The sequence below is a fragment of the Campylobacter concisus genome (assembly GCF_002914005.1).
In the GTDB taxonomy this organism is placed as follows: domain Bacteria; phylum Campylobacterota; class Campylobacteria; order Campylobacterales; family Campylobacteraceae; genus Campylobacter_A; species Campylobacter_A concisus_N.
The window spans coordinates 1-19,319 of sequence record NZ_POZU01000018.1; the positions used below are offsets into that span (position 1 = coordinate 1).

General features: G+C 41.5%; 31 protein-coding genes. 10 read left to right on the forward strand and 21 right to left on the reverse strand.

Annotated features, from left to right (window positions below):
• From CYP54_RS02270 to CYP54_RS02315, 10 genes are all read right to left on the reverse strand, one after another.
• The coding region (locus CYP54_RS02270) for a phage tail protein (protein WP_181001502.1) at window positions 1-686 on the reverse strand (686 nt) is incomplete at its 3' end.
• A gap of 11 nt (window positions 687-697) precedes the next feature.
• On the reverse strand, window positions 698-1,318 hold the full coding sequence (locus CYP54_RS02275; protein ID WP_103604044.1) for a phage tail protein I: 621 nt from the start codon (window positions 1,316-1,318) through the stop codon (window positions 698-700).
• Complete coding sequence (locus CYP54_RS02280) at window positions 1,315-2,397, reverse strand: baseplate assembly protein (RefSeq protein ID WP_103604045.1); 1,083 nt, start codon at window positions 2,395-2,397, stop codon at window positions 1,315-1,317. Before CYP54_RS02280 ends, CYP54_RS02275 begins: the two co-directional genes overlap by 4 nt.
• Window positions 2,394-2,678, reverse strand: a complete 285-nt coding sequence (locus tag CYP54_RS02285; RefSeq protein ID WP_103604046.1) for a GPW/gp25 family protein — start codon at window positions 2,676-2,678, stop codon at window positions 2,394-2,396. Before CYP54_RS02285 ends, CYP54_RS02280 begins: the two co-directional genes overlap by 4 nt.
• 2 nt (window positions 2,679-2,680) lie before the next feature.
• The gene (locus tag CYP54_RS02290) at window positions 2,681-3,292 is read right to left on the reverse strand and encodes a phage baseplate assembly protein V (RefSeq protein ID WP_103604047.1); all 612 of its coding nucleotides are present in this window, start codon (window positions 3,290-3,292) and stop codon (window positions 2,681-2,683) included.
• Window positions 3,285-3,668, reverse strand: coding sequence for a hypothetical protein (locus CYP54_RS02295; protein ID WP_103604048.1), 384 nt, complete (start codon window positions 3,666-3,668; stop codon window positions 3,285-3,287). The genes CYP54_RS02290 and CYP54_RS02295 overlap by 8 nt, the downstream gene beginning before the upstream one ends.
• Window positions 3,658-3,903: a hypothetical protein gene (locus CYP54_RS02300; RefSeq protein WP_103604049.1), complete on the reverse strand. Its 246-nt coding sequence runs from the start codon at window positions 3,901-3,903 to the stop codon at window positions 3,658-3,660. Before CYP54_RS02300 ends, CYP54_RS02295 begins: the two co-directional genes overlap by 11 nt.
• On the reverse strand, window positions 3,900-4,259 hold the full coding sequence (locus CYP54_RS02305) for a hypothetical protein (protein ID WP_103604050.1): 360 nt from the start codon (window positions 4,257-4,259) through the stop codon (window positions 3,900-3,902). The genes CYP54_RS02300 and CYP54_RS02305 overlap by 4 nt, the downstream gene beginning before the upstream one ends.
• Window positions 4,259-4,675, reverse strand: a complete 417-nt coding sequence (locus tag CYP54_RS02310; RefSeq protein WP_103604051.1) for a DUF5675 family protein — start codon at window positions 4,673-4,675, stop codon at window positions 4,259-4,261. Before CYP54_RS02310 ends, CYP54_RS02305 begins: the two co-directional genes overlap by 1 nt.
• A complete protein-coding gene (locus CYP54_RS02315) occupies window positions 4,672-5,106 on the reverse strand; it encodes a glycoside hydrolase family protein (RefSeq protein ID WP_103604052.1) in 435 nt (144 codons plus the stop codon). The genes CYP54_RS02310 and CYP54_RS02315 overlap by 4 nt, the downstream gene beginning before the upstream one ends.
• A 150-nt stretch (window positions 5,107-5,256) precedes the next feature.
• Here CYP54_RS02315 and CYP54_RS02320 point away from each other — a divergent pair, with 150 nt between their 5' ends.
• The 10 genes from CYP54_RS02320 to CYP54_RS02365 all read left to right on the forward strand — a co-directional run bounded on the left by CYP54_RS02320 (window position 5,257) and on the right by CYP54_RS02365 (window position 13,729).
• Window positions 5,257-5,709 carry a hypothetical protein gene (locus CYP54_RS02320; protein ID WP_103604053.1) on the forward strand — a complete coding sequence of 151 codons (453 nt, stop codon included), beginning with the start codon at window positions 5,257-5,259 and terminating at the stop codon, window positions 5,707-5,709.
• Entirely contained in the window at window positions 5,700-6,548 is an 849-nt protein-coding gene (locus CYP54_RS02325; protein ID WP_103604054.1) for a phage protease, read from the forward strand. Before CYP54_RS02320 ends, CYP54_RS02325 begins: the two co-directional genes overlap by 10 nt.
• Window position 6,549: 1 nt before the next feature.
• Window positions 6,550-6,876, forward strand: a complete 327-nt coding sequence (locus tag CYP54_RS02330) for a hypothetical protein (protein ID WP_103604055.1) — start codon at window positions 6,550-6,552, stop codon at window positions 6,874-6,876.
• Window positions 6,877-6,887: 11 nt separating this feature from the next.
• Window positions 6,888-7,856 (forward strand): major capsid protein, encoded by a 969-nt coding sequence (locus CYP54_RS02335; RefSeq protein WP_103604056.1) that lies wholly within the window; start codon window positions 6,888-6,890, stop codon window positions 7,854-7,856.
• A 152-nt stretch (window positions 7,857-8,008) separates the two neighbouring features.
• Window positions 8,009-8,407, forward strand: a complete 399-nt coding sequence (locus CYP54_RS02340) for a phage protein Gp36 family protein (RefSeq protein WP_103604057.1) — start codon at window positions 8,009-8,011, stop codon at window positions 8,405-8,407.
• On the forward strand, window positions 8,400-8,885 hold the full coding sequence (locus CYP54_RS02345) for a DUF1804 family protein (RefSeq protein ID WP_021088424.1): 486 nt from the start codon (window positions 8,400-8,402) through the stop codon (window positions 8,883-8,885). The genes CYP54_RS02340 and CYP54_RS02345 overlap by 8 nt, the downstream gene beginning before the upstream one ends.
• 8 nt (window positions 8,886-8,893) lie before the next feature.
• Complete coding sequence (gene terL, locus CYP54_RS02350) at window positions 8,894-10,537, forward strand: phage terminase large subunit (RefSeq protein ID WP_103604058.1); 1,644 nt, start codon at window positions 8,894-8,896, stop codon at window positions 10,535-10,537.
• Window positions 10,534-11,892, forward strand: a complete 1,359-nt coding sequence (locus CYP54_RS02355) for a phage portal protein family protein (protein WP_103604059.1) — start codon at window positions 10,534-10,536, stop codon at window positions 11,890-11,892. The genes terL and CYP54_RS02355 overlap by 4 nt, the downstream gene beginning before the upstream one ends.
• Window positions 11,882-13,120 carry a phage head morphogenesis protein gene (locus CYP54_RS02360; RefSeq protein ID WP_103604060.1) on the forward strand — a complete coding sequence of 413 codons (1,239 nt, stop codon included), beginning with the start codon at window positions 11,882-11,884 and terminating at the stop codon, window positions 13,118-13,120. Before CYP54_RS02355 ends, CYP54_RS02360 begins: the two co-directional genes overlap by 11 nt.
• A gap of 123 nt (window positions 13,121-13,243) precedes the next feature.
• Entirely contained in the window at window positions 13,244-13,729 is a 486-nt protein-coding gene (locus tag CYP54_RS02365) for a phage virion morphogenesis protein (RefSeq protein WP_103604061.1), read from the forward strand.
• Between the two features lie 4 nt (window positions 13,730-13,733).
• Here CYP54_RS02365 and CYP54_RS02370 read toward each other — a convergent pair whose 3' ends face one another.
• The 11 genes from CYP54_RS02370 to CYP54_RS02420 all read right to left on the reverse strand — a co-directional run bounded on the left by CYP54_RS02370 (window position 13,734) and on the right by CYP54_RS02420 (window position 19,274).
• Window positions 13,734-14,189 carry a thermonuclease family protein gene (locus tag CYP54_RS02370; protein WP_103604062.1) on the reverse strand — a complete coding sequence of 152 codons (456 nt, stop codon included), beginning with the start codon at window positions 14,187-14,189 and terminating at the stop codon, window positions 13,734-13,736.
• 120 nt (window positions 14,190-14,309) lie between these two features.
• The gene (locus CYP54_RS02375) at window positions 14,310-14,591 is read right to left on the reverse strand and encodes a hypothetical protein (RefSeq protein ID WP_103604063.1); all 282 of its coding nucleotides are present in this window, start codon (window positions 14,589-14,591) and stop codon (window positions 14,310-14,312) included.
• On the reverse strand, window positions 14,588-15,091 hold the full coding sequence (locus CYP54_RS02380; protein ID WP_103604064.1) for a phage protein GemA/Gp16 family protein: 504 nt from the start codon (window positions 15,089-15,091) through the stop codon (window positions 14,588-14,590). The genes CYP54_RS02375 and CYP54_RS02380 overlap by 4 nt, the downstream gene beginning before the upstream one ends.
• A 1-nt stretch (window position 15,092) precedes the next feature.
• Window positions 15,093-16,055, reverse strand: coding sequence for an AAA family ATPase (locus tag CYP54_RS02385; protein ID WP_103604065.1), 963 nt, complete (start codon window positions 16,053-16,055; stop codon window positions 15,093-15,095).
• On the reverse strand, window positions 16,055-16,258 hold the full coding sequence (locus tag CYP54_RS02390) for a hypothetical protein (protein ID WP_103604066.1): 204 nt from the start codon (window positions 16,256-16,258) through the stop codon (window positions 16,055-16,057). Before CYP54_RS02390 ends, CYP54_RS02385 begins: the two co-directional genes overlap by 1 nt.
• Window positions 16,248-16,580 (reverse strand): hypothetical protein, encoded by a 333-nt coding sequence (locus CYP54_RS02395; protein WP_103604067.1) that lies wholly within the window; start codon window positions 16,578-16,580, stop codon window positions 16,248-16,250. Before CYP54_RS02395 ends, CYP54_RS02390 begins: the two co-directional genes overlap by 11 nt.
• Before the next feature lie 18 nt (window positions 16,581-16,598).
• Window positions 16,599-16,826, reverse strand: coding sequence for a hypothetical protein (locus CYP54_RS02400; protein WP_103604068.1), 228 nt, complete (start codon window positions 16,824-16,826; stop codon window positions 16,599-16,601).
• Between the two features lie 192 nt (window positions 16,827-17,018).
• Entirely contained in the window at window positions 17,019-17,507 is a 489-nt protein-coding gene (locus CYP54_RS02405; RefSeq protein WP_103579145.1) for a host-nuclease inhibitor Gam family protein, read from the reverse strand.
• A gap of 113 nt (window positions 17,508-17,620) precedes the next feature.
• Window positions 17,621-17,986: a DUF1937 family protein gene (locus CYP54_RS02410; protein WP_103602111.1), complete on the reverse strand. Its 366-nt coding sequence runs from the start codon at window positions 17,984-17,986 to the stop codon at window positions 17,621-17,623.
• Window positions 17,987-18,052: 66 nt separating this feature from the next.
• Window positions 18,053-18,310, reverse strand: coding sequence for a hypothetical protein (locus CYP54_RS02415; RefSeq protein WP_103604069.1), 258 nt, complete (start codon window positions 18,308-18,310; stop codon window positions 18,053-18,055).
• A gap of 34 nt (window positions 18,311-18,344) precedes the next feature.
• Window positions 18,345-19,274, reverse strand: a complete 930-nt coding sequence (locus tag CYP54_RS02420) for an AAA family ATPase (RefSeq protein ID WP_103604070.1) — start codon at window positions 19,272-19,274, stop codon at window positions 18,345-18,347.
• Between the last annotated feature and the right edge of the window lie 45 nt (window positions 19,275-19,319).

Sequence of the window (19,319 nt, forward strand, 5' to 3'; positions counted from 1 at the left end):
TTATCGCCACTTTTACCATACGTATAGCCAATCTCCGCGAAAAGCGCGGAGTATGTATTTTTATCAAGTGCTGATCCGTCACAACGGAGAAAGCCCTCTGGTGTATTTGAGTTTGAGCTATATAAAAGATAGCTTCCAACTGGTATAGCTTTTTGTAACTCAGTTTTTAGAGCAAATTTGTTATCGCTTTCTTGTTTGGTGTATGCGTCTATCTTGTCTTTTAACTTAAGAAACATCTTTTCGCACCATTTTCTGGTTGCTAGCACTATATTGTTATCAACCTTTAAAATGATGCTTTCACTCGCATTTGCGATTTGAAGTTTAAAATTTAATGTGATGTCTTTGCTTGACCCCTCGTTTAAAAGTGGCTTATAAGTATCTGCTAGCCTTGCAACTGCAAAGAGTGAGCCATCATCGCAGTATATGCCAGCCGTTTTTATGTAAAATCCGCCAACTTCAGGCGGTATTATGGAATCGACGTCAAGTATGTTATTATCGTTTTCGTCTATTGTTACGGCGTTTATAGCTCCTCTATATTTCTCATTTGGTATTGATGTAGTTTGTTCGCTTAGCTCTCCTTCGTAATCACTCACTACGATCTCTTTTAGAGCTATCTTTGATCCATCGCTAGCGGTTTTTAGTAGCTTATTTATGCCGTTTGCTGTTAAAAGTGTGTATTGCTTCATTTATCCGTCCTTTATCTTGTTAAAACTCTTATTGCATTGATTGGCATGCTTATGATCTCGTTTACCTGAGTAGTAGCGCCAAATTTAAAGCTTGCTCTTTGGCTTATATTTGATATTACGTAAGGATCTACGCTTATGCTTTCACCGCTAAATGTGTAAGAGTAGGCTTTTAAATTTATGCTAGCAGTCGCTTTTATGCTTGCTCCATCATATACGCTACGCACGTTTTTATAGGTGTTTATGATCTCATCAGATCTCTTTAATGTCTGTGGGCTTACTCCATTTTTACTTGCATCAAGCTCTAGTTTAAAGTGATAAGGTAGTCCTGCATAATCAAACCACTCTTTAACCTTGGTATCTGCATAAAGTGCGCTTAATGCCTTATTTAGACTATAAAAAGTGCCTGAGTAGTAATGTATCTCGTAAGCGTTTTTTATGAGCTCTCTGGCTTCATTCTCGTTTAGTCCATCAATATCTACATCAAAGCTAGCCGAGAGCACTGCCAGTAAATTTTTTGGAGCTTTGCTTGCAAGAGTATTTATGACACCAATGTCTAAATCCTCAAACCTTACACCAAAAAGCTCATCAAATTTCTTATCAAATTTGCTTTTGTGATTAGGCAGCAAGCTCATAATTCAGCCTTTTTGTAGCTTATCTCATAGCTTAAATTTACAAATTCTTTTACGCTTATCTTTTTATCATTAAGCGGTTCTTTAAGACTTACTCTATAAACGCCGTTTTGATGTAGATTTTTATAGATGTAGCTTAAATTTAGATCTTCTCCAAGGCTAAGAGTAGTTGGCAGAGCTGATATATTCTTAGCAATTTCGTCTTGAAAGAGCATATCTGTTAGCTCAAGGGTAGCTACTACCTTTATGTCTATTTTCGTGGCATTTAACACGCTTAGATTATCGGTTAGTGGTCTGACCTTTTCGGCACTTAAAAAGCTCTCCACATCAGCTCTAGTCTCTTCGCTCATGTCAGTAGTTTTTAGATAAATTTGAACTACACCTGCACCGCCATTTAGTACGCTGCACTCAATAACCTTTGCATTTGCGCTAAGTGTTTGATAAGTATATGCTTTAGCACTGCCTGCAGTTGAGAAACGCTCTAGGCTTAAAACTGCACGCTCTCTTAGTCTCTCATCGCTTTCACGCTCGGCTCCGCCTTCAAACTCACTTAGCTGTTTTGCTTTTAATACAAAAGGTAGTGGCGTTTGGATATATTCGCACTTTACTTTGCTGGTTTTTGTAAACTCATCTAAGATGATCACTCCAACAGCTTTTAGCTCGTTTGCTGTTATTACAACTTCACTTTTTAAACTAGCTATTTCACCATTTTCGCTACGTAAAATTAGCCCTTTTGGCAAATATGTATCGCTGCTTCTTAGCATAGAGAGACTAAACTCACACTGCGCCGTTGGTCTCTCGCCTTTTAACCTCTCTATGCCATAAATCGCTACTATGTTATCAAGGTCATCTCCAGTAGAAAATGGCAGCAACATAGCCTTAACGCTATCATTTATCCTGGCTCGCAAGAGTAGCTCTCTATAAGCTAGCGTTTCAAGAAGCGCCGAATAATTGTCACTTTCAAGTAGTGAAATTTCATCATCAGTTAAATGCTCTTTAAAAATGTTTTTAACATTATTTAAAATTTCATCATATTTAAGCACCTCAATAACGTTTGGATATGGAAGTTGTTTTAAATTCATGCTTTTACCTCTATCTCATCACCACTCATAAGCACTACTTTAAAGCTAAGCTTATGATCTTTTAAACCTATAAGACGAACTTCATCGATCTTTACCCTCTTTTCCCATTTCTCAACCGCCTCTATCACAAAGCACGCCAGATCAGCACGAAATTCATCATCCACCTTGCGATCTATTAGCTCATAAATTCTGCTGCCATACTCAGGCAGCATCACACGAGAGCCAAGCGGAGTTAGGAGTATGTCTTTGATAGAATTTTCTATATCAATTAGATATTTCACTATTAATCCCTCGCAAGTCCATTATTGGTATGATCTGTTAGGCTGCCACGCGCATCACTTACACTGCCGCCAAAGTTTGCATTACCACCTGCTGTGATTGAGCCAGTGATCCTTACATCTCCATTTATCTCAAAACTACCGCTACCACCACCGCTTCCTGCTGTATTTATAGCTCCTTCAATGAGCGTGTTGCCAAGTAGCTTGATATCCCCGCTTTTTATAGTTGTGTTGCTGGCCTCCACCATCACATTTTTAGCCTTTACATTTGCCTTATCGCAAGTTATGTTTATAAGCTTTGGAGATGAAATTTCAAGACAAGAGCTAGAGCTGTCATAGCTCATCTTTATGCCATCTTCAAAACTTATATGTACTTTTTTATCAGTTGCATCAGTTTTATGTGAACTTTGATAAAGCCCACGAAGCACCACACCTGAGTTTAACTCATCATGCACAGGTAGCACTAGCACTTGCTCTCCTACACGTATTGGTGAAAAGCTCACTGAATAAGAGTTGGCATGTGCTTGAAATACCGGCAAAAAATCAGTTACCATCGAACCAATGGCAACTTTTGCACGGTCTGCTCTTACTTCACTTATAATTCCAACTTCAATCATTTATATGCTCGCTAAATTTTTTATTTTTTGGCGTTCTTGTGTACTTTACGCTATGCTTGATCTCTCTTACATCATCATGTATTTCATTGAGCTTCTCTTTATTTATGGCAAAATTCGCTGCCAAAATATCGCTTAGTTTTTCAGTGGCGCTGCTTTGTTTATTTATCGCTTCACTATTTTTATTCACCACATCGATCATCAAATCAGTGTTTTTGCTCGTATATCTACTAAGAAGCAAAAAGATCACCACAAAACCGATAAAGCCAAAAATCGCCATAAAGACGATAAATTCATTTAACCCCCATGATCCAGCCAATTTTATTAGTCCTGCTGTCTCTCTTATCTCGTCACTAAAATTTAAGCCGCTATTTTCCATCTTCTTCCTTTATTCCAAGACATTGTTTTAGTTTTCTTTCACAGTCGCGGTAATAAATAGCAATCTTCTTGTCCATCTCAAACGTGCCATTATCTTTGGGTTTTAGTGGCATTTTGGCATTGCATTTTACGGGTATATATTTTTCTTTATAAACAACTATAGGCTCAGACACTTGCTTATCTGCACAGCCTGAAAAAAGTAGAATGAGCACCATAAAGAACACCAATATTCTCATTTAAACAGCTCCTTATATGCAGCCAACTCGCTTTCGCAACTTTTATCTTTGACGTAGATCTTCTTTATCCGCTCGACCTCTTTTGACGGGGTATCGTCGATCTTTACCGCAGCAGCCTTTATAGCTTCGTTTTGTGAAATAAGAGCTGTATCGCAGGCGCTTAGATTGTTTTTGACTGTAGTGTAGTCCTTTAAAAGTTGCTCATTTTTCTCTTTTACGTTTTTAAGATCTTTAAGCAAGACGGAATTTACGCTTTTGAGTTTTGAGCTCTCCAAAAACAAATTTATGCAAGCAAAACCTAAAAGCGCGGCCAATGCAAAGCCTACAATAGGAAGTTTAGTCGCCAAAAATCCCATCAAACACCCTTGTTTATGATTTCTACGGTTAGCGGCTTATTCTTGGCTAGCTCCATAAAGGCTTCAAGTGTCTTTTTGCTATCGTAAATCCCTCTTTCATCCGCTTTAGCACCTATCAAAACGCAGCCTAGCGTATCTTTGGGGTAGTTTCCCGCGTGAATGAGTATACGGCGGTTTTTGCTTACCTCTTCGTTAAAAAGCGTCGCTAGAACCCGTCCAAAGCGCGGGCTATATTCCCACGCCGTCTCGTATACTCCTTGCGGCACGCGTAGATCTCGCCCAGGCGTTACGCAGTCTTCGCCCGCGGGTTCAAGAGTATAGCCTGAAAGTAGCGGCTTTTCGTCCGCTTCGTGCAGTTCAAACTTTCCTATCGTACCGTCACTTATATTTTTAAAGCGCGTTATCGTTAACTTCACAATAAGCCTCCTAATACCTTTTTTGCTCTGTTTGGAGTTTGTTTTGCCCAAAGAGAATTCATACCGCTTTGATAGGCGGCTTCGTATTCGCCCATTCTTATATGATGCATCGTGGTTACGAATTTTTTCACCTTTGAAACGCCTAGCTGATAGGCCATTTCTATCACTACTTCTTGGACGTTTTGCGGTTTTTCCTTTAACCAATCAAATGTCGCGAATACCGCGGCGGTTAGTTTTTGGAGCTTGAGCTCTAAAATTTTATCGGCCGTCTCTTTGCTCATGGGTTCGTATTTGCCGCCGTTTAGTGCTAGCTCGTCGGCCGTAAGTGCGGCAAGCAAAAAGCCGTAGCCCACGGTTAGTCTTCCCAGGCTATCCTCGTATCTATGATCTTTAAGGCCCTCATTTTCTTTGATTTTTTCTATTAAGGTCATGGCATCCTCCAAACTTTTGCCGCAATATTACGCCATACCCGCCCCAAAATCTATCACGATTTTTTGTCAAAAAACTTTGTCAAAGTTCTGTAATAGATTCTCGGTGCGAAACATTTCATAATTGCGCCAAAAATACACCAAGGGCGATAAATGCTGGAAGAATTTGAAAAAGAACTTATAAACACGATTAAAGAAGTGACCGAACAAAAAAACTCGGTAATTAGAGCGTATTTAGGCGAGTTTAATAACAAAGAAGAGATGGAGCTATTGATAAAAGGCGGCGAGAGCTTCGTATTCGTAGAGTTCGTGGATGAAAAATACGAAAACGTAGTAGAACGAAGCGCGACGTATAATATTCATATACTAGCCTGCACTTCAAACAAAAATCAAAACTACCGACAAGCCAATAAATTTAAAGCCTACGCTCTATGCGAGGCGATAGATAAAAAGCTAAGAAACTCAAATTTATGTAACGAGTTTAGAATAGAGCCCCAAAGTGCTAAGGCGTCGCTAAACGATATTACCGACTACGGCTATGTCTACGTGCTCACCAGGCAGATACGAACGCAATTTTTAGAAAAGGATGAATTCTTATGCTCATAACGAAAGACTTAATCGCGCTAAAGGACGATAAAGAAGGAGTTTTAAGCGAAATTTGCCTGGCCGTAACCGGCGTTTGGCAAGGGCACGCTGGAGGAACGTTTAGTATAGACGCCGCCGATATCGAAAAGATGAAACTAAATTTCGACAAACGCAGCCTAGATATAGTGATCGACTACGAGCACCAAACTTTAAGCGGGGAGATAGCGCCTGCTGCGGGCTGGATAAAAGAGCTTTTTATAAAAGACGGCGCGCTTTACGGGCGCGTAAGTTGGACGACTAGAGCAAAAGAATTTATCAAAAACGGTGAATATAAATATCTTAGCCCGGTTTACGACTTTATGGGTGTAGACGAAAAGACAGGAGCTTGGCAGGGGTGCACGTTGCACTCGGCGGCGCTAACTAATAAGCCGTTTCTTGACGAGCTGGGCGAAGTAAGAGCAAATAAAAATTTTAAGAAGGAGACAAACATGGATGATGCAAAAAATCCAAAAGGCGAGCCGCAGGCTCAGACTGCTACACAAAACGGCGCGAGCTATGAGGCTCAGATAGTCGAGCTTAAAAATCAGCTTGACGCCTCTAAACAAGAGGTTGCTACGCTAAAAGAGCAACTAGCTCAAAGCGCGGTAGACACAGCTATTATCGCAAATAAGCTGCAAGAAAGTCAAAAACAGTGGGCACTCAGTTACGCAAAAGCCGATTTAAACGGCTTTAATGAGTTTTTAAAAGGCGTTATGCTGCCACAGCAAAAAACGAGTATACCGAGTAACGATATGTTTGCCAACAAAAGCCAATCGGACGCAGAAATAGATGTCGTTAAATTTGCATTAGGAGGAGAATAAGATGTCAAACGAACAGAAAAAACCAAAGACCGTTGGAGATGTGGTCGTAAACAAGGTGCTCGGCGTTAACGCCAAAGTAGAGACTACAAAGACCTTAGAGTGCGGAGCCGTGCTGTTTAGTATTAACGGTGGCGAGAGTTTTGCGGCCGTGACCAGCGACAATCAAACCACTACTATCGCAAACGCTTCCGCGGTATTCGGGGTACTTTGCGACAACGTAGAGGCCACAGGGGACGCAGACGTGCTGGTGCTTGGCGAGGTAATGCTGGAAGGCGCCGCGGCGGAGCTAAAGACCGCATTATTCAAACAAAAAATCATAGTTAGATAAGGAGATAAAAAATGGATGAACTTTTAAAAAAATTTACGGTCGAGGCGATGACTGAGATCATAATTCAGACTAAGGTCGATCAAAATTTTATAACGGATACGTTTTTTAAAAAATGGACTCCGACGCTTTCCAATACCCATAACATTATCATCGAAAAAGGTGCGGGCATAATCCTTGAAAGCGTTAGCGAAAACGGAGAGCACTTAGTGACAAAAAATCCCGACCAAACTATCATCTCTGTACCGCTTCCTCGCTTCCCACAGTATGATCCACTCCCAGCTAGCGAGATGAATTTACTAAGAACGCTCAATACCCAAAGCGAGCAGCTTAAATCATTGTCTGCGGCTATCGGCAAAAAACTAGCTAGCCAAAAGAGTAAGATCACCAACACCGTAGAGTATATGGCCATAGGCGCTATTTTCGGTAAGGTAATGGACGGCAAAGGAAAGGTGCTGTTTGAGCTTAGCGCAAATAGAAAAGAGATAACTATCACGAATGCGACTAAATTATTGGATTTATTAAGCGATATCGAGGCTGCTCAAAAAGAGGTGTTAGGCGTTGCAAAGCCGTATATCGCGCTAGTAACTAGAGAGCTTTTTGGCGAGCTGCTTAAACTAGCCCAAGCCCAGGAACTTCTAAAGCTAGAATCCTGCGGAGTCGTCGACAGTAACGGCGTTTTAACCCTTAAACTTTTCGGCAAGACCTTTATGCCTTACGATGCCTCGTACAAAAACACGAAAGGCAAAGATACGAGCTACATGAGCGGCAAAAAAGGCGTAGTAGTGCCTTTGATGGACGACATCTTTGAGGTAGTTTATACGAGAGCAAACCATACGTCCGCCATCGGAAAGGCTCCGACTAAATTCTTTGCTGCAGCTCCCGAGGTGCTCGACAAAGGTATGGGTTGGGGAATTGTTAGCGAAAGCAGACCGCTTCCGATCTGCAATAGGCTTGACGCAATCATCGAGCTAAAAATGTAACAAATCGATTTAAAAGGGCTTCACGTCCTTTTAAATCAAAAACGACTAAAACTACTAGAAAAATATTTTAAACGTTTTAACGCGCTTTTAACGCTCGCTAAAAGCTAATAACGAATACGGTCAAAAGGTTTAAAATATTTGGAGACAAAATAATGGTTTTAACAAACGAGGATCTACTAAAAGAAGTTTCTACTAGAGAGCTGCAAGAGCTCAGCGACTTTGAAGGAAGTGGCGCCGTTAATCAAAGCGTCATAGACGATAGCGTAAACGATGCCTTGGCTTATATCTCCTCTTTTATCAAACTTCCGCAAAACCCTACGCCGCTATTAAAAGACATCGGCGTAAATTTGACTATTATCGAGCTCAAAAAGCGCAATAACTTCCCCAAAGAGGCGCTGAATGAGCAGATAGAAAAAATGGACGCCCTGCTTTTGAAGATGGCTAACAAGAAGCTTCCAAGCCAAATAGAAGACGATAGCGCGCCCAGACTCGGTATAAGAGCGTTTAGGCATAGCGAGAAAAAAATGGACTTAAAGGATTTAAATGGCTGAGAAACCGAATATCAAAGAGCTAGCAAAAGAGCTATATTTAAAAGGCTTCAGCCTTGAGCGCATAGCCGAAATTTTAAACAAAACCGTAAAAACCATAAAAAACTACAAATCTCAAAACGGCGACTGGGACGAACTAAAAGCAGCAAGCTATCTAAATAAAAGCGGCGAAGATAAGCAAAATATCTATCAAAACTTTATCGAAGAGATGCGCCTGGCAGTAAAAGATATAAGAGAGAGCGAACTGCCCGCAGGCAAAAAGGCTGAGGCGCTTTCAAAGATAGGCGACAGCTTCGTTAAGATGACCAAAGTCGCAAGCTACGAAAATCCGGCGGCATACCGCTTAAGCATCGCTAAAAAGGTCATTATGCTGGTAGTCGATAAATTTAAAGACGACGAGAACAAAGAGTGTATCAAAAAACTCGTAGAGCTCATCGAGAGCGAAAAATTCGTCAAAGCTATCGAAGAGCTCGACGTTTAGGATGATGTATGCTTTTTTCAAGAGATGAGCTAGATAGCTTCCTAGAAGACAGTAGAGAAACGCACAAGCAAGCCGGCGCCGTAGAACCCGAGCTTAGCAAGCTAACGCGCAAAGACTTTTACGGCTGGCTAGAGGAGCTTAGCGGCGAGCTAAAAGAGCAGATACATCTAAATAGTCCTCTGTCGCCAAAAGATAGGGCCGCAAGAGTACGGCGCGCCGAGCGCGATTTTATGTTTTTTGCAAGGACTTATTTCCCGCACTATTTTAGCATTAGTAGCTCTTGCGCGCTTCACGAGGATCTAGCACAGATTTTTGAAGCCATGACGCAAAACGCAAGCGGAGACAAATACGCCCGCGCCGCGCCGCGCGGTCATGCAAAGACCACGTACTGCTCGCAGCTTCTTCCGCTTTGGTGTATTTGTTTTAACAAGAAGCGCTTCATCGTCGAAATTTCAGACGCCGTAGAGCTAGTCGAGGGGTGTTTGGAGGCCATCAAAGCCGAGCTTGAGGACAATGCCAATCTAAAAATGGACTTCCCGCACGTTTGCGGCGCAAGCAAGAACTGGAAGATAGGCGAGTTCGTCTCTAAAAACGGAGTTAAGCTTAAGGCATTTGGCTCGGGTAAAAGACTGCGCGGCGTAAAATTCGGCGTATACCGCCCCGATCTAGTAGTCCTAGACGACTTGGAAAACGACACCAACGTGCGCAGTAAAGAGCAGCGCGACAAGCTCGAGGAGTGGCTAGACGAAGCGGTTTTAAATTTGGGTAGCGTAGACGGTAGCCTAGACGTTCTTTACATAGGCACCGTACTTCACGCAGATAGCGTTTTAGCTAGGAAGCTCAAACTTAAATTTTGGAATGCCAAAAAGTACCAAAGCATCATAAATTTCCCAAAGCGAATGGATCTGTGGGAGAGATGGGCAGAGCTTTATAAAAATATATCCAAAGAGGCTAGCGAAACGTTTTATCTAAAAAACAAAGTCCTTATGGATGAGGGTTCTCGGGTACTTTGGGACGATGCCCTGCCGATCCTAAAGCTCATGCAAAAGCGCGCCGAAAACTTGAAATCTTTTAACAAAGAGCAGCAAAATGATCCTAGAAGCGAGACTCAAATTTTCACCAAAGAGAGTATGCATTTTTACCGCGAGCTTCCGAGGTGCGATTATTTCGTGATGTATATCGACCCCGCAGGCGAAAAGAAAAAGAGCGACTACACAGCCATAACAGTGCTAGGAGTGAGCAAAGCAGAAGCCAAGATCTACGTAGCAGAAAGCATAGTAGAGGTCATGAAGACCAAAAAGACCATCAAAGAGATCGTTAGGCTTAATCAGCTCTATAAATGCCGCATTTGCGCGATAGAGAGCAACGGCGGGCAGGAATTTTTTAGAGGCTGGATCAGAGAAAAGGCCTTTGAGATAGGCATTAAACTACCTTTAAAAGGCGTGAATAATACCGCAAGCAAAGGGCAAAGAATAGAGGAGCTTGAAGTGCCTATAGAAGACGGCGAAATACTCTTTCATCAAAGTCAAAGCTTGCTTATCGAGCAGCTTACAGAGTATCCCGAAGCCAAGCACGACGACGCGCCCGACAGCTTGGCGGGCGCATACGACTTAACAAAACTAAAAAAGAAAGTAAAAAGGCGCATAAGATGATATTTGACAAATTATTTAAAAATAAATCCGAGCAGCCACAGCGCAAGAAGGCGGCTCTCATCCCCCAAAACGGTACCTTGATAGATTTGCTGATAAATACGGGGGTTTCCAGTATTGGCGACGACGATATGGATATGATACTAGCCGATCTTACCGTTACGCAGTGCGACGTGAGCCGCAAGTCCGTGACCGAGAAAAAAGAGATCCAAATCGTTTGCGACGATGAAAAAATTAAGGACGAATTTAAAAAGATTTTTAACCCCGACGTCGTCAGCCAAATTTTAGAGACCTATCTTTACGGACTAAACGTATTCGAGGTCAACTATAAAGAAAAAGAAGGTCTTGTATACCCAAGACTCGTGCAGCGCGATTTTAGACAGTTTAAATTTAACGACGCGAGCGAGTTCGTGTTTAACGCCGGCGGAAGCGAGCAGAGTATCCCGCCTTTAAAAGTTATATATGCATTAAATAGGGCAAATTTTAGAAAAGTATACGGAGACGGGCTACTTAAAAAGCTGTATTTCCCCGTCAAAATGAAAAACGCCAGCTTGAAGTTTTGGTTTAGGTTTTTAGAAAAATTCGGATCGCCATGGGCGATAGCAAAAACTAGCTACGAGCCCGACGAAATGGCTGCGGAAGTGCAAGCTATGCTTAGCGGCGATAGCGCGGTCATAGACACGGACGAGGAGATCACCCTCGTGCAGCCCACCTCAAACGTAGATTTTACTAGGCTTCCCGCATACCTCGACAATCAAATCAGCAAGGCTATTTTAGGCGCAAATTTAACTAGCGACGTAAAAGAGGGAAGCTATGCCGCAGCGAAGACGCATAACGAGATTAGAGAGGATCTGGCCGCAAACGACGGCAAAATTTTAGTTTTCGTCATGAACAAAGCCATAAGCTTTTTTAAGGAGATAAACGGCTATAACGGCGAGCTTTACGCCAAACTATTCGACGAAGACGCTCCTAATACCGAGCGCGCCGCAAGAGACAAGACGCTATACGATATGGGCTTTGCTCCGACCAAAAAATATATAACCTCGACTTACAATATTGAGATCGACGAAAATGCCGGGGCGCAAGAGAAAAATTTAAAAGCCAATAAAGCGAATTTAGCAGCCTTAAAAGGCTCTTTAAAGGCTTTAGATAGATTTGATAAAGCCACGGACGAGATGGATATAGAAGACGGCGAGATAGAAGCGGCCTTAAACAAGTTAATCGCAAGCAGCGAGACTTACGAAGAGGCTTTCAATAAGCTTTACGAGCTTTACGATCTACCCTTTGAAAAGCTTGAACCCTTGATGTTTAAAGCCGTAGCCAGTGCCCAGATGTTGGGATATCTAGATGAAATTTAGTTTTTTCGAGGAGCCTACGGCGGTTTATGAATATTTAAAGAGCAAAAAGCCGGAGATCCATTTCGATTACGACGAGATCATGCATGATGCGCATAAAAAGGCTTTTACCGTCGCAAAGATGATGAATTTGGATCTTCTTAAAGATACGCAGGCTTCGCTCACCAAGGCTTTTAAAGAGGGCGTCGGGTTTGACGAGTGGAAAAATAGTGTAAAGCCTATGCTTGCAAAGAAAGGCTGGCTAGGAAATATCAAGGTAAAAGACCCAAAGACCGGCAAAGAAAAAGAAATTTACGTAGGCAATAGGCGGCTAAGGACTATATTTAATACCAACATGAGAACGGCTTACGCCAAGGCTAGGTATGAAAGCCAGATGCAAAGCCTAGGCGAATACTTCCGCTATACCGCGGTGCTAGACGGCAGGACCAGAGAAGCCCACAGGAAGCTTCACGGCAAGACCCTGCCCAAGACGGATAAATTTTGGGATACCAATTATCCGCCAAACGGTTGGGGATGCCGCTGTAAGGTGCAGGTGCTTACAGAGGCCGAATGCGTAGCTAGAGGCATCGTACCGCTTGCGGACGGCTCTTTTTTGCCCCAGGCTGCAGAAAAAGACTTCAAATACAACCCGGGCAAGGTCGATAAAACGGATGAAATTTTAAAAGACAAGCAAGATAAGGTTTTAGATGCCGTTACTTCAAGTCTTGCAAAGAAAAATTTAAAACAATCCCTAGATAGCTTCGAGCACGAGCGAGACGTTTACGTTTGGCAAAAAAGCTTAGACGACGCAGTAGACGAGCTTTTGGTAAAGAAGAATTTAAAAGCTCCGATAGTCGCCTTTGCACTCGGAAAACTAGGTAAAGACGTTATAAAAAAGAGCGAAAAACTGCTAGGCGTCAAAATAGAGACTGAGCACATAGCAGGGGACAAGCACGGCATACTCCACATCAGACCTGAGCGCAAGGGGCAATACGGGCAAGATTTGCGAATAGAAGAGATAAAAAAGATAGTAAAAACTTTAGCCGACGATAAAACTCCCGTAAGCGTAGATACCGTGAATAAAAACATCGTATTTTGGTTTGAGGATGAAAAAGATGCGAGCAAGATAAACAAGATCGTCATAGACCTAAACTACAAACTGAAGAAATTCGGGCTTACCAATTATATGGCGACGGCAAGCAAAGTAGATAAGACGAATGAGAAAGAAGCGCAATTTATTAAAATCAGATGACGGCGGGAGTTGCACCCGCAATACAGGTCCGATCTCGCGAGGCGAGCACCTATCGACTACTACATTGCGATCATCAATCATCTGATTAGCACTAATTATACCACTCTCAAGGAATAAAGGCAAATGATAGAAGTTAAAGGCTTAGAAGAGCTACAAACTAAGCTAAAATCTCTGCAAAATATCGACAAAAAAACCAAGCCGCTAATGCAAACACTAGGCAATATCTTACAAAACGAAATAGAAGCTAGTTTTGAGAACGAGAGCAGCCCGTTCGGACAAAAATGGCAAGCCTTGAAACCTAGTACGATTAGGCAAAAACAAAAACTAGGAAAGTCCTCTAACATTCTAAGATCGGACGGAAATTTGGCGGATAAATGGATAGTTAAAGCAGACGATAAAAAAGCCACGGTATCTAATAATACGAATAAAAACGGCTTTGCTTATGGGCTAGTTCATCAATTCGGCACCAATAAGGCGGGACGAAGTAAAAATGTAAGAATCGCGGCTCGCCCGTTCTTGCCGGTAGATAAAAGCGGAAAATTGCCGGATAAAACCGAAGAAGTCGTAAAAAAAGTAGCTATAAATTTCGTAAAAAATAGCTTTAAGTAGTAGTCTAGTTTCTTCTCTTTTTTCTAAACTCCCAAGGCGGAGTCGGGCTATCTTCTTGCCAAAGGCCTAGCTTTGCATTTCTGGCATACGCTTCATCATTCTCATACTCCTTGGAATACTTCTTAAAAGCCCAAGCATAGCCGTTTTTGACCATAAATTTATTCACGTCTTCTCCATCAAGGAATACTTTTGCGATATTCCTTTGATACTTATCTTTTTTATCTCCCACTACGGTTACGATCTTCCCGGCTATTTTACCCTGCAAAGCTTGTTTACATAAACGCGAGAAAGGTTGCTTCTTTTCTGGGGCGTCTATGCCGTGAAGTCTTATCTTTATCTCTTGCTTATCTGCAGTCAAGACTTTTATCGTGTCGCCATCTGAAATTTTTACCACCTTTGCCTCATAGTCCGTAAAGGCGCAAGTAAATAGCAGGCTCGCAAATATTAGCAATTTAAGCATTTTTAAAGGCCTTTTTGGGGGTGTATTATAGTTGCTTGGGAATATTTTGTCAAAAAAGGATTAAAGGCGGAAGTTTCTACAGATTGGATTTTAAAGAAAAGCGTAGGAAAGAGGACGCATTTACTCGAACAAACTAGGCTCTCTTAACTCTTTGGTTATAGCACAAACGCTGTTATAGCTCAAGTTATGCTTTGCGGCGATCTCGCGAATGACTACTGGGCGTGGTTTACCTAGCTTTATGCCTTCTTCGTATTCTTTGAGTATATCGTAGTTTCTAAACGTACCTTTGTAGCTTGGCACGTAAATATTTGCTCCGCCGTATTCTTTGATGATGTCGGCCATGCTTTCGCTCTCTTTGACGCGGTTGTAGAACTCGGCAAATATATCGAAGCTATTTATCATTTGTAGTATTTGTCTTTCATTTGAATAAGGGCTTGCACGACGTCGGCGGCATCGCTCCTTGATAGAAATTTAAGATGCAAAGGTCTGATTTTAACTATCCTAAAGATGAACTCTCTTAAAGCCATGCCCGTTTTTACGTTGGCTATCTCTTCCCAGATACCAACAATAGTTTCAAGCTGCTTTTTGGTCGCGTATAGGCTGCCTTTAGCGGGCGTTAGATCTTCACCGGCTACGAAAGAAGGACTAGACGTTTTGTTTGCTTTGGTTTTACGGGTTGCTTTGCTTTTTCGCGCAGGTCTTTTAAAATTTGTGTCTTTATGGGGCTTGTATCCCACGACCTCTAGCACAACCCTAAGCTCCTCTATACTTAGCTCTTTCAGGCTATCTTTGCCGAATTGCGCCCGTAAATATACTTTCCTACACTCGTCATCCACGAAATAGTTGTGCTTCAATGTTTGTATCATTTTTATATAGTATTTTTTTAGTTCGCTCGTATTCATCTCAAACCGCCAAATTTAAGGTATTTTCCCTTATAGTTGTAATAGTTGTATCGGTTGTAGTCTCCGCTTTACAACTATATATCACGCTCTTGCCCATTTTACGGCTAAACCATAGCTTGCCGTCGAATTTATCCAGGCAATCCCTAGCCGTTCTATCGTCTTTTTCGTAATTCATGGCGTTTAGTAACTCGGTTTTGTTTAGATCTCCGCCGGCTAGTATTTTTTGCGCTAGAGTAGTAAAATTTAGCTCGTATTCGCTCATTCTAGCTACTTCTACGTCAAGCTCGTTTAGTTCTAAATTTAGCGTTTTTACGCAAAAACCACTATCTTTTACTCCGGCTCTTTCTTTGGCTACTTCAAGTAAGAAATTTAACTCGTTTTCCTTGCTAGGACGTTTTAGTAGATGATACATAACATCGAGAGAATTTCTTATATGGTTGCTGCCTTGATAGTTTTTACCGTCTTTGTTAGAGTGGTGCAGGATGATCACGGTAGCTCCAGCTTCGCGTAAATTTTTAAGCGCGCCAAATAGTCTATTTATACGGTTGTCGTTGTTGATATCTACGAAATCACGCAAGCTATCCAGGATAAAAACGCAATCTTTGTAAGCTTTACCTACGGCGTTTTCTTCTAGCTTTAGAACGAGCTCAAATCCGCAAAGCTCTAGTGTGCTGCGCTGGATATAATTCATATTTTCGTAGCTTTCTATAAGTAGCCTATCTACGCCGCGCTGTTTGAGTACGCCTACGGGGTTGTCATAGTCTATGAAAAACACCCTTTGACCCTCTTTGCAAAGTTTTTTAGCTAGAGCAAAGGCCATGTAGCTTTTGCCCGTGCCGCCGTCAGCGTAGATCAGTGTGATTAGCTGCTTTACTAAAAAGCTCTCTATCAAAAACTCGACCTTTTCGTTGAAACTATCCTTGGTTAGGCTAGAACTTTTTAAAAACTCGAAAATTTCGCTCATTATAATCCTTTTTTCCATAGTTCTTTTTCTAAAAATCCACGGCTTAAACCACTGCACCTAGCTAGTTTTGATACATTTAGCTTTCCGTTTTTAAAGCGGTAAAAACTAAGATCATAGCCGAGTGCATTTTTCAGCCTAAAAAGTGCATTTTCATGTCTTTTAATAGCTAAATTTCTTAGGTGTTCTCTTTGCTTAAAGCTCATCTCTTGCCCTTATTGCTTCTCTTAATTGATCAAAGAGGTTGGCTAGATCTTTATCCATCTGCTTTTTAGGCTCTTTTTGTGCCAGCTTTGCGATTACGTCGGTGAAGTAAATTCCATTTTGCTTTATCTCTTTGGCGTGGATCTTCCAAAACTCACGTAAATTTGCCTTTATAGGCTCTAAATTGTTGTTAAAATACGCCTGATCATTTGGTGAAGCAAAGTAAAAGATCAATGTTTGATACTCTATGCTTGCCCCTTTTAGTGAGTATTTTAGGCAGCTATCTTTTAATGCATATTCACTCATCTCTTTTAAAAGTTTCATTTAATATCCCTTTATATTTTAGGCTCTCTCGTTTAGCCCAAAGCCTTTTAAAATTTGCAAAGCTAGTAGCTCTTTGCCTGCAAATTTCTCTTTTAGTTCTGGCTCAAGCATGCTAAGCCAATACGCATCGAGCTTTTGGTTAAACTCGGCTATCACTTCATCTCTAGGGCGCAAGCACTTAAATTCTTTTATCTGTACCTCTTTGTTAGCTGCGTGAAAATTAGCTATTGCTTCTTCAAAAGTCAAAATAGTTCCTTTGTTTTTTAAACCTTTTAAAGAGCGTTAAAATAATTTAAAACGCTCTTTAAAGGGCTTAAAGCCCTTTAACGCAAATTCTTAATTTTTCTCGTCTTACAAACCTAGGCAAAAGCCTATTTTTGCTATCTTTTAACTTTTTATATTCACTCCAATAGATTTGAAAATCACTCTTTATCTCGTTCATTTTCCTATCTCCAGGCTCTCTATCTTAGGTACTATCCTAAAATTATCTTTCACTACTCTTTTAAGACCAAGTTTTACTAAATCCTCGTCTTTTAGCTCCGCAAGTGCTTCCTTGTTAGGCTTTTCTTCATATATAATGCACTCTTTACCTAATCCAAATGCCTTTATTGAGCTTAACAAACTCTCAAGCTTGGCTTTTACGGTAGGTACTCTTACGCTTTTGCTTATGCGGTAGCCGATCTCGCCGAAAGTAAATTCCTTAGAGCGTTTTTCGGCAAATTCAGCCTTATTGTCCTCACAAAATAGTGTGATTTGCTGCTCGATGTAGCTCTTTTCGCTTTCCAATCTTTCAACTTCGCTCTTTCTAGCTTCTTTTATACGGTTACACTCAAGCGTTACTTCGCCGTTAATTTTTTCTATACCTACGCTTACTTCGCATAGTCTTTTTAAAGCGACATCTACGTCGCTAAAACTATTTATTTGCATGCCTTCCTCTCTTTCTGCTCTAATTTTCTTGATACCCCTTACTTTTAAGACGTATCCGTATTTTAAGCAGACAGTTAAATTCACCCTTTGCTTTTTAACTATCCGCAACGCTATCAATCAATCCACAATCCACGGTCTAAATCAAGCTCGCTAATTCCAAGTTCTCTTGCGTATTCTCTTTCTTTTCGCATACCCTCGCTATTAAAAGCGTCTGGGTGCAAATCATAAAAATACACGTAAGAGCAGTGGCTAAGTAGCTCAAGTCCAGCATTAAGCACGCATTCCCTATCTTTTTGCTCGTCGAATATATCGCTAAAAGCTAGCACAGGACTTATCGGTATATACCCCGCTTCTCTTACTCTTGCGCAAGCATTTTTGGCTATATATCTAGCTAAAAACGGGCGGTTTGTTTCGCTTACGTCACTTAGCCCCGCATAGGGCGTAGCCACGTAAACCATGCGCATCGTAGTTTTACCCATCGGTGTTTCTCCTTTCTTAAAATTTAACTTTATAGGAAGCTCCGCAGAGCTCCAGAAAAATCAAATTTAAGCTGCCGTATCAATCACTTTGCCGTCGGCTGTTCTTATAATATATTTGCCTACTAGCTTAAACATACTCTTTGAGTAGTCCGCCTTTTGGCCCTTTATCATGCTTCCGCGCCTTATGCCCCATAGTTCACCTTTAGCACTTACTCTCATTTCAAATCCTTTCTCTTCAAATTCTCTCACCAGCCTAACTAGCCCCGCCGCTTGCGTTCGCTCCGCTACGCGATTTTCAAGAGGATTTATAGCTATATCCATCATTTTTTACTCCTTACAACTATTACAACCGTTACAACTATAAAAGCAACATCTTTGTAGCCTCTTTGACTACGTCTTCGTTTATAGGGGTCTTTGCGTATTCGCTTAGCATCTTTGCCCTTCTTAGCAGCTTTTCGGTCTTTCTGAAATTTCCTTTAGCTAGCGCTTCTATTAGATCAATGCATGGTTTTTGCGTTACGCCGAAGTTTTTGCAAACTGCTTCTAGGTCGTCTCTTATTTTTTTCTTGTCTTCGTCTACATAGGAAAGTCCGCCTAGTATCCATTTATTTCCGACTCTCGAGCTTAGCTGCTCTAGCTCGTTTCCACTCTTTGAAGCTGTTAAATTTATGAGCAGCTTGTTTGTGCCCACGAGTACCAGAGTAGCGCGGCTAAAATCGTGCATCCTGCGCAAGCTTTCAAGCGCGCGGTAAGGCAAATGCTCGGCCTCGTCTATAATGATCGTTCTACTTACCTTTTTTAGAGCTTCCGCGCTTTGACGTATTAGCTCGTCTATGCTTCCTTTGTCGTTTAGTCCGAGCTCTCTAGCTAAAATTTTAAAAAGGCTCTTTGCGGATGTATTTATGGTAGCCTCGATTAGAATGCTGTCTGGATGCGTTCTTACGTATTCGCGAACGGCTCTTGTCTTTCCACTGCCAGCTACTCCGCTTATCATTGCCATATCTCTATCTTGTACCGCCCAGCCGATCACTGCGTGTATGCTTTTGGCGTCCTTGGTTTTTACGAAAGGTAGCTCGTCTTGTAAAACGTCCACTTTTTGGATAAAATTGTCAAGATAGTTTTTAGCTGGCTCTTCTACTTTGTCGGCATACTTGTAGCTAGAGCCTTCCTTTATATATCCCGAGATATACGCGGGATTTATTCCCAACGCCGTAGCAAATTTGTTCTGACTCATACCGCTTGATTTATTAGCTTCGATGAAGTCTTTTATTCTGTCTGCTAACTGCATTTCTCCTCCTTTTGATTTTGTTTTTTAAATGTTTTAAACGCCGTT

Excerpts from the sequence above, each read along its gene's own strand:
- CYP54_RS02275 (WP_103604044.1), bottom strand. The coding sequence starts at position 1,318 with ATGAGCTTGCTGCCTAATCACAAAAGCAAATTTGATAAGAAATTTGAT.
- CYP54_RS02280 (WP_103604045.1), bottom strand. The coding sequence starts at position 2,397 with ATGAATTTAAAACAACTTCCATATCCAAACGTTATTGAGGTGCTTAAA.
- CYP54_RS02290 (WP_103604047.1), bottom strand. The coding sequence starts at position 3,292 with ATGATTGAAGTTGGAATTATAAGTGAAGTAAGAGCAGACCGTGCAAAA.
- CYP54_RS02295 (WP_103604048.1), bottom strand. The coding sequence starts at position 3,668 with ATGGAAAATAGCGGCTTAAATTTTAGTGACGAGATAAGAGAGACAGCA.
- CYP54_RS02300 (WP_103604049.1), bottom strand. The coding sequence starts at position 3,903 with ATGAGAATATTGGTGTTCTTTATGGTGCTCATTCTACTTTTTTCAGGC.
- CYP54_RS02305 (WP_103604050.1), bottom strand. The coding sequence starts at position 4,259 with ATGGGATTTTTGGCGACTAAACTTCCTATTGTAGGCTTTGCATTGGCC.
- CYP54_RS02315 (WP_103604052.1), bottom strand. The coding sequence starts at position 5,106 with ATGACCTTAATAGAAAAAATCAAAGAAAATGAGGGCCTTAAAGATCAT.
- CYP54_RS02320 (WP_103604053.1), top strand. The coding sequence starts at position 5,257 with ATGCTGGAAGAATTTGAAAAAGAACTTATAAACACGATTAAAGAAGTG.
- CYP54_RS02325 (WP_103604054.1), top strand. The coding sequence starts at position 5,700 with ATGCTCATAACGAAAGACTTAATCGCGCTAAAGGACGATAAAGAAGGA.
- CYP54_RS02330 (WP_103604055.1), top strand. The coding sequence starts at position 6,550 with ATGTCAAACGAACAGAAAAAACCAAAGACCGTTGGAGATGTGGTCGTA.
- CYP54_RS02335 (WP_103604056.1), top strand. The coding sequence starts at position 6,888 with ATGGATGAACTTTTAAAAAAATTTACGGTCGAGGCGATGACTGAGATC.
- CYP54_RS02340 (WP_103604057.1), top strand. The coding sequence starts at position 8,009 with ATGGTTTTAACAAACGAGGATCTACTAAAAGAAGTTTCTACTAGAGAG.
- CYP54_RS02345 (WP_021088424.1), top strand. The coding sequence starts at position 8,400 with ATGGCTGAGAAACCGAATATCAAAGAGCTAGCAAAAGAGCTATATTTA.
- terL (WP_103604058.1), top strand. The coding sequence starts at position 8,894 with ATGCTTTTTTCAAGAGATGAGCTAGATAGCTTCCTAGAAGACAGTAGA.
- CYP54_RS02355 (WP_103604059.1), top strand. The coding sequence starts at position 10,534 with ATGATATTTGACAAATTATTTAAAAATAAATCCGAGCAGCCACAGCGC.
- CYP54_RS02360 (WP_103604060.1), top strand. The coding sequence starts at position 11,882 with ATGAAATTTAGTTTTTTCGAGGAGCCTACGGCGGTTTATGAATATTTA.
- CYP54_RS02365 (WP_103604061.1), top strand. The coding sequence starts at position 13,244 with ATGATAGAAGTTAAAGGCTTAGAAGAGCTACAAACTAAGCTAAAATCT.
- CYP54_RS02370 (WP_103604062.1), bottom strand. The coding sequence starts at position 14,189 with ATGCTTAAATTGCTAATATTTGCGAGCCTGCTATTTACTTGCGCCTTT.
- CYP54_RS02375 (WP_103604063.1), bottom strand. The coding sequence starts at position 14,591 with ATGATAAATAGCTTCGATATATTTGCCGAGTTCTACAACCGCGTCAAA.
- CYP54_RS02380 (WP_103604064.1), bottom strand. The coding sequence starts at position 15,091 with ATGAATACGAGCGAACTAAAAAAATACTATATAAAAATGATACAAACA.
- CYP54_RS02385 (WP_103604065.1), bottom strand. The coding sequence starts at position 16,055 with ATGAGCGAAATTTTCGAGTTTTTAAAAAGTTCTAGCCTAACCAAGGAT.
- CYP54_RS02390 (WP_103604066.1), bottom strand. The coding sequence starts at position 16,258 with ATGAGCTTTAAGCAAAGAGAACACCTAAGAAATTTAGCTATTAAAAGA.
- CYP54_RS02395 (WP_103604067.1), bottom strand. The coding sequence starts at position 16,580 with ATGAAACTTTTAAAAGAGATGAGTGAATATGCATTAAAAGATAGCTGC.
- CYP54_RS02405 (WP_103579145.1), bottom strand. The coding sequence starts at position 17,507 with ATGCAAATAAATAGTTTTAGCGACGTAGATGTCGCTTTAAAAAGACTA.
- CYP54_RS02410 (WP_103602111.1), bottom strand. The coding sequence starts at position 17,986 with ATGGGTAAAACTACGATGCGCATGGTTTACGTGGCTACGCCCTATGCG.
- CYP54_RS02415 (WP_103604069.1), bottom strand. The coding sequence starts at position 18,310 with ATGATGGATATAGCTATAAATCCTCTTGAAAATCGCGTAGCGGAGCGA.
- CYP54_RS02420 (WP_103604070.1), bottom strand. The coding sequence starts at position 19,274 with ATGCAGTTAGCAGACAGAATAAAAGACTTCATCGAAGCTAATAAATCA.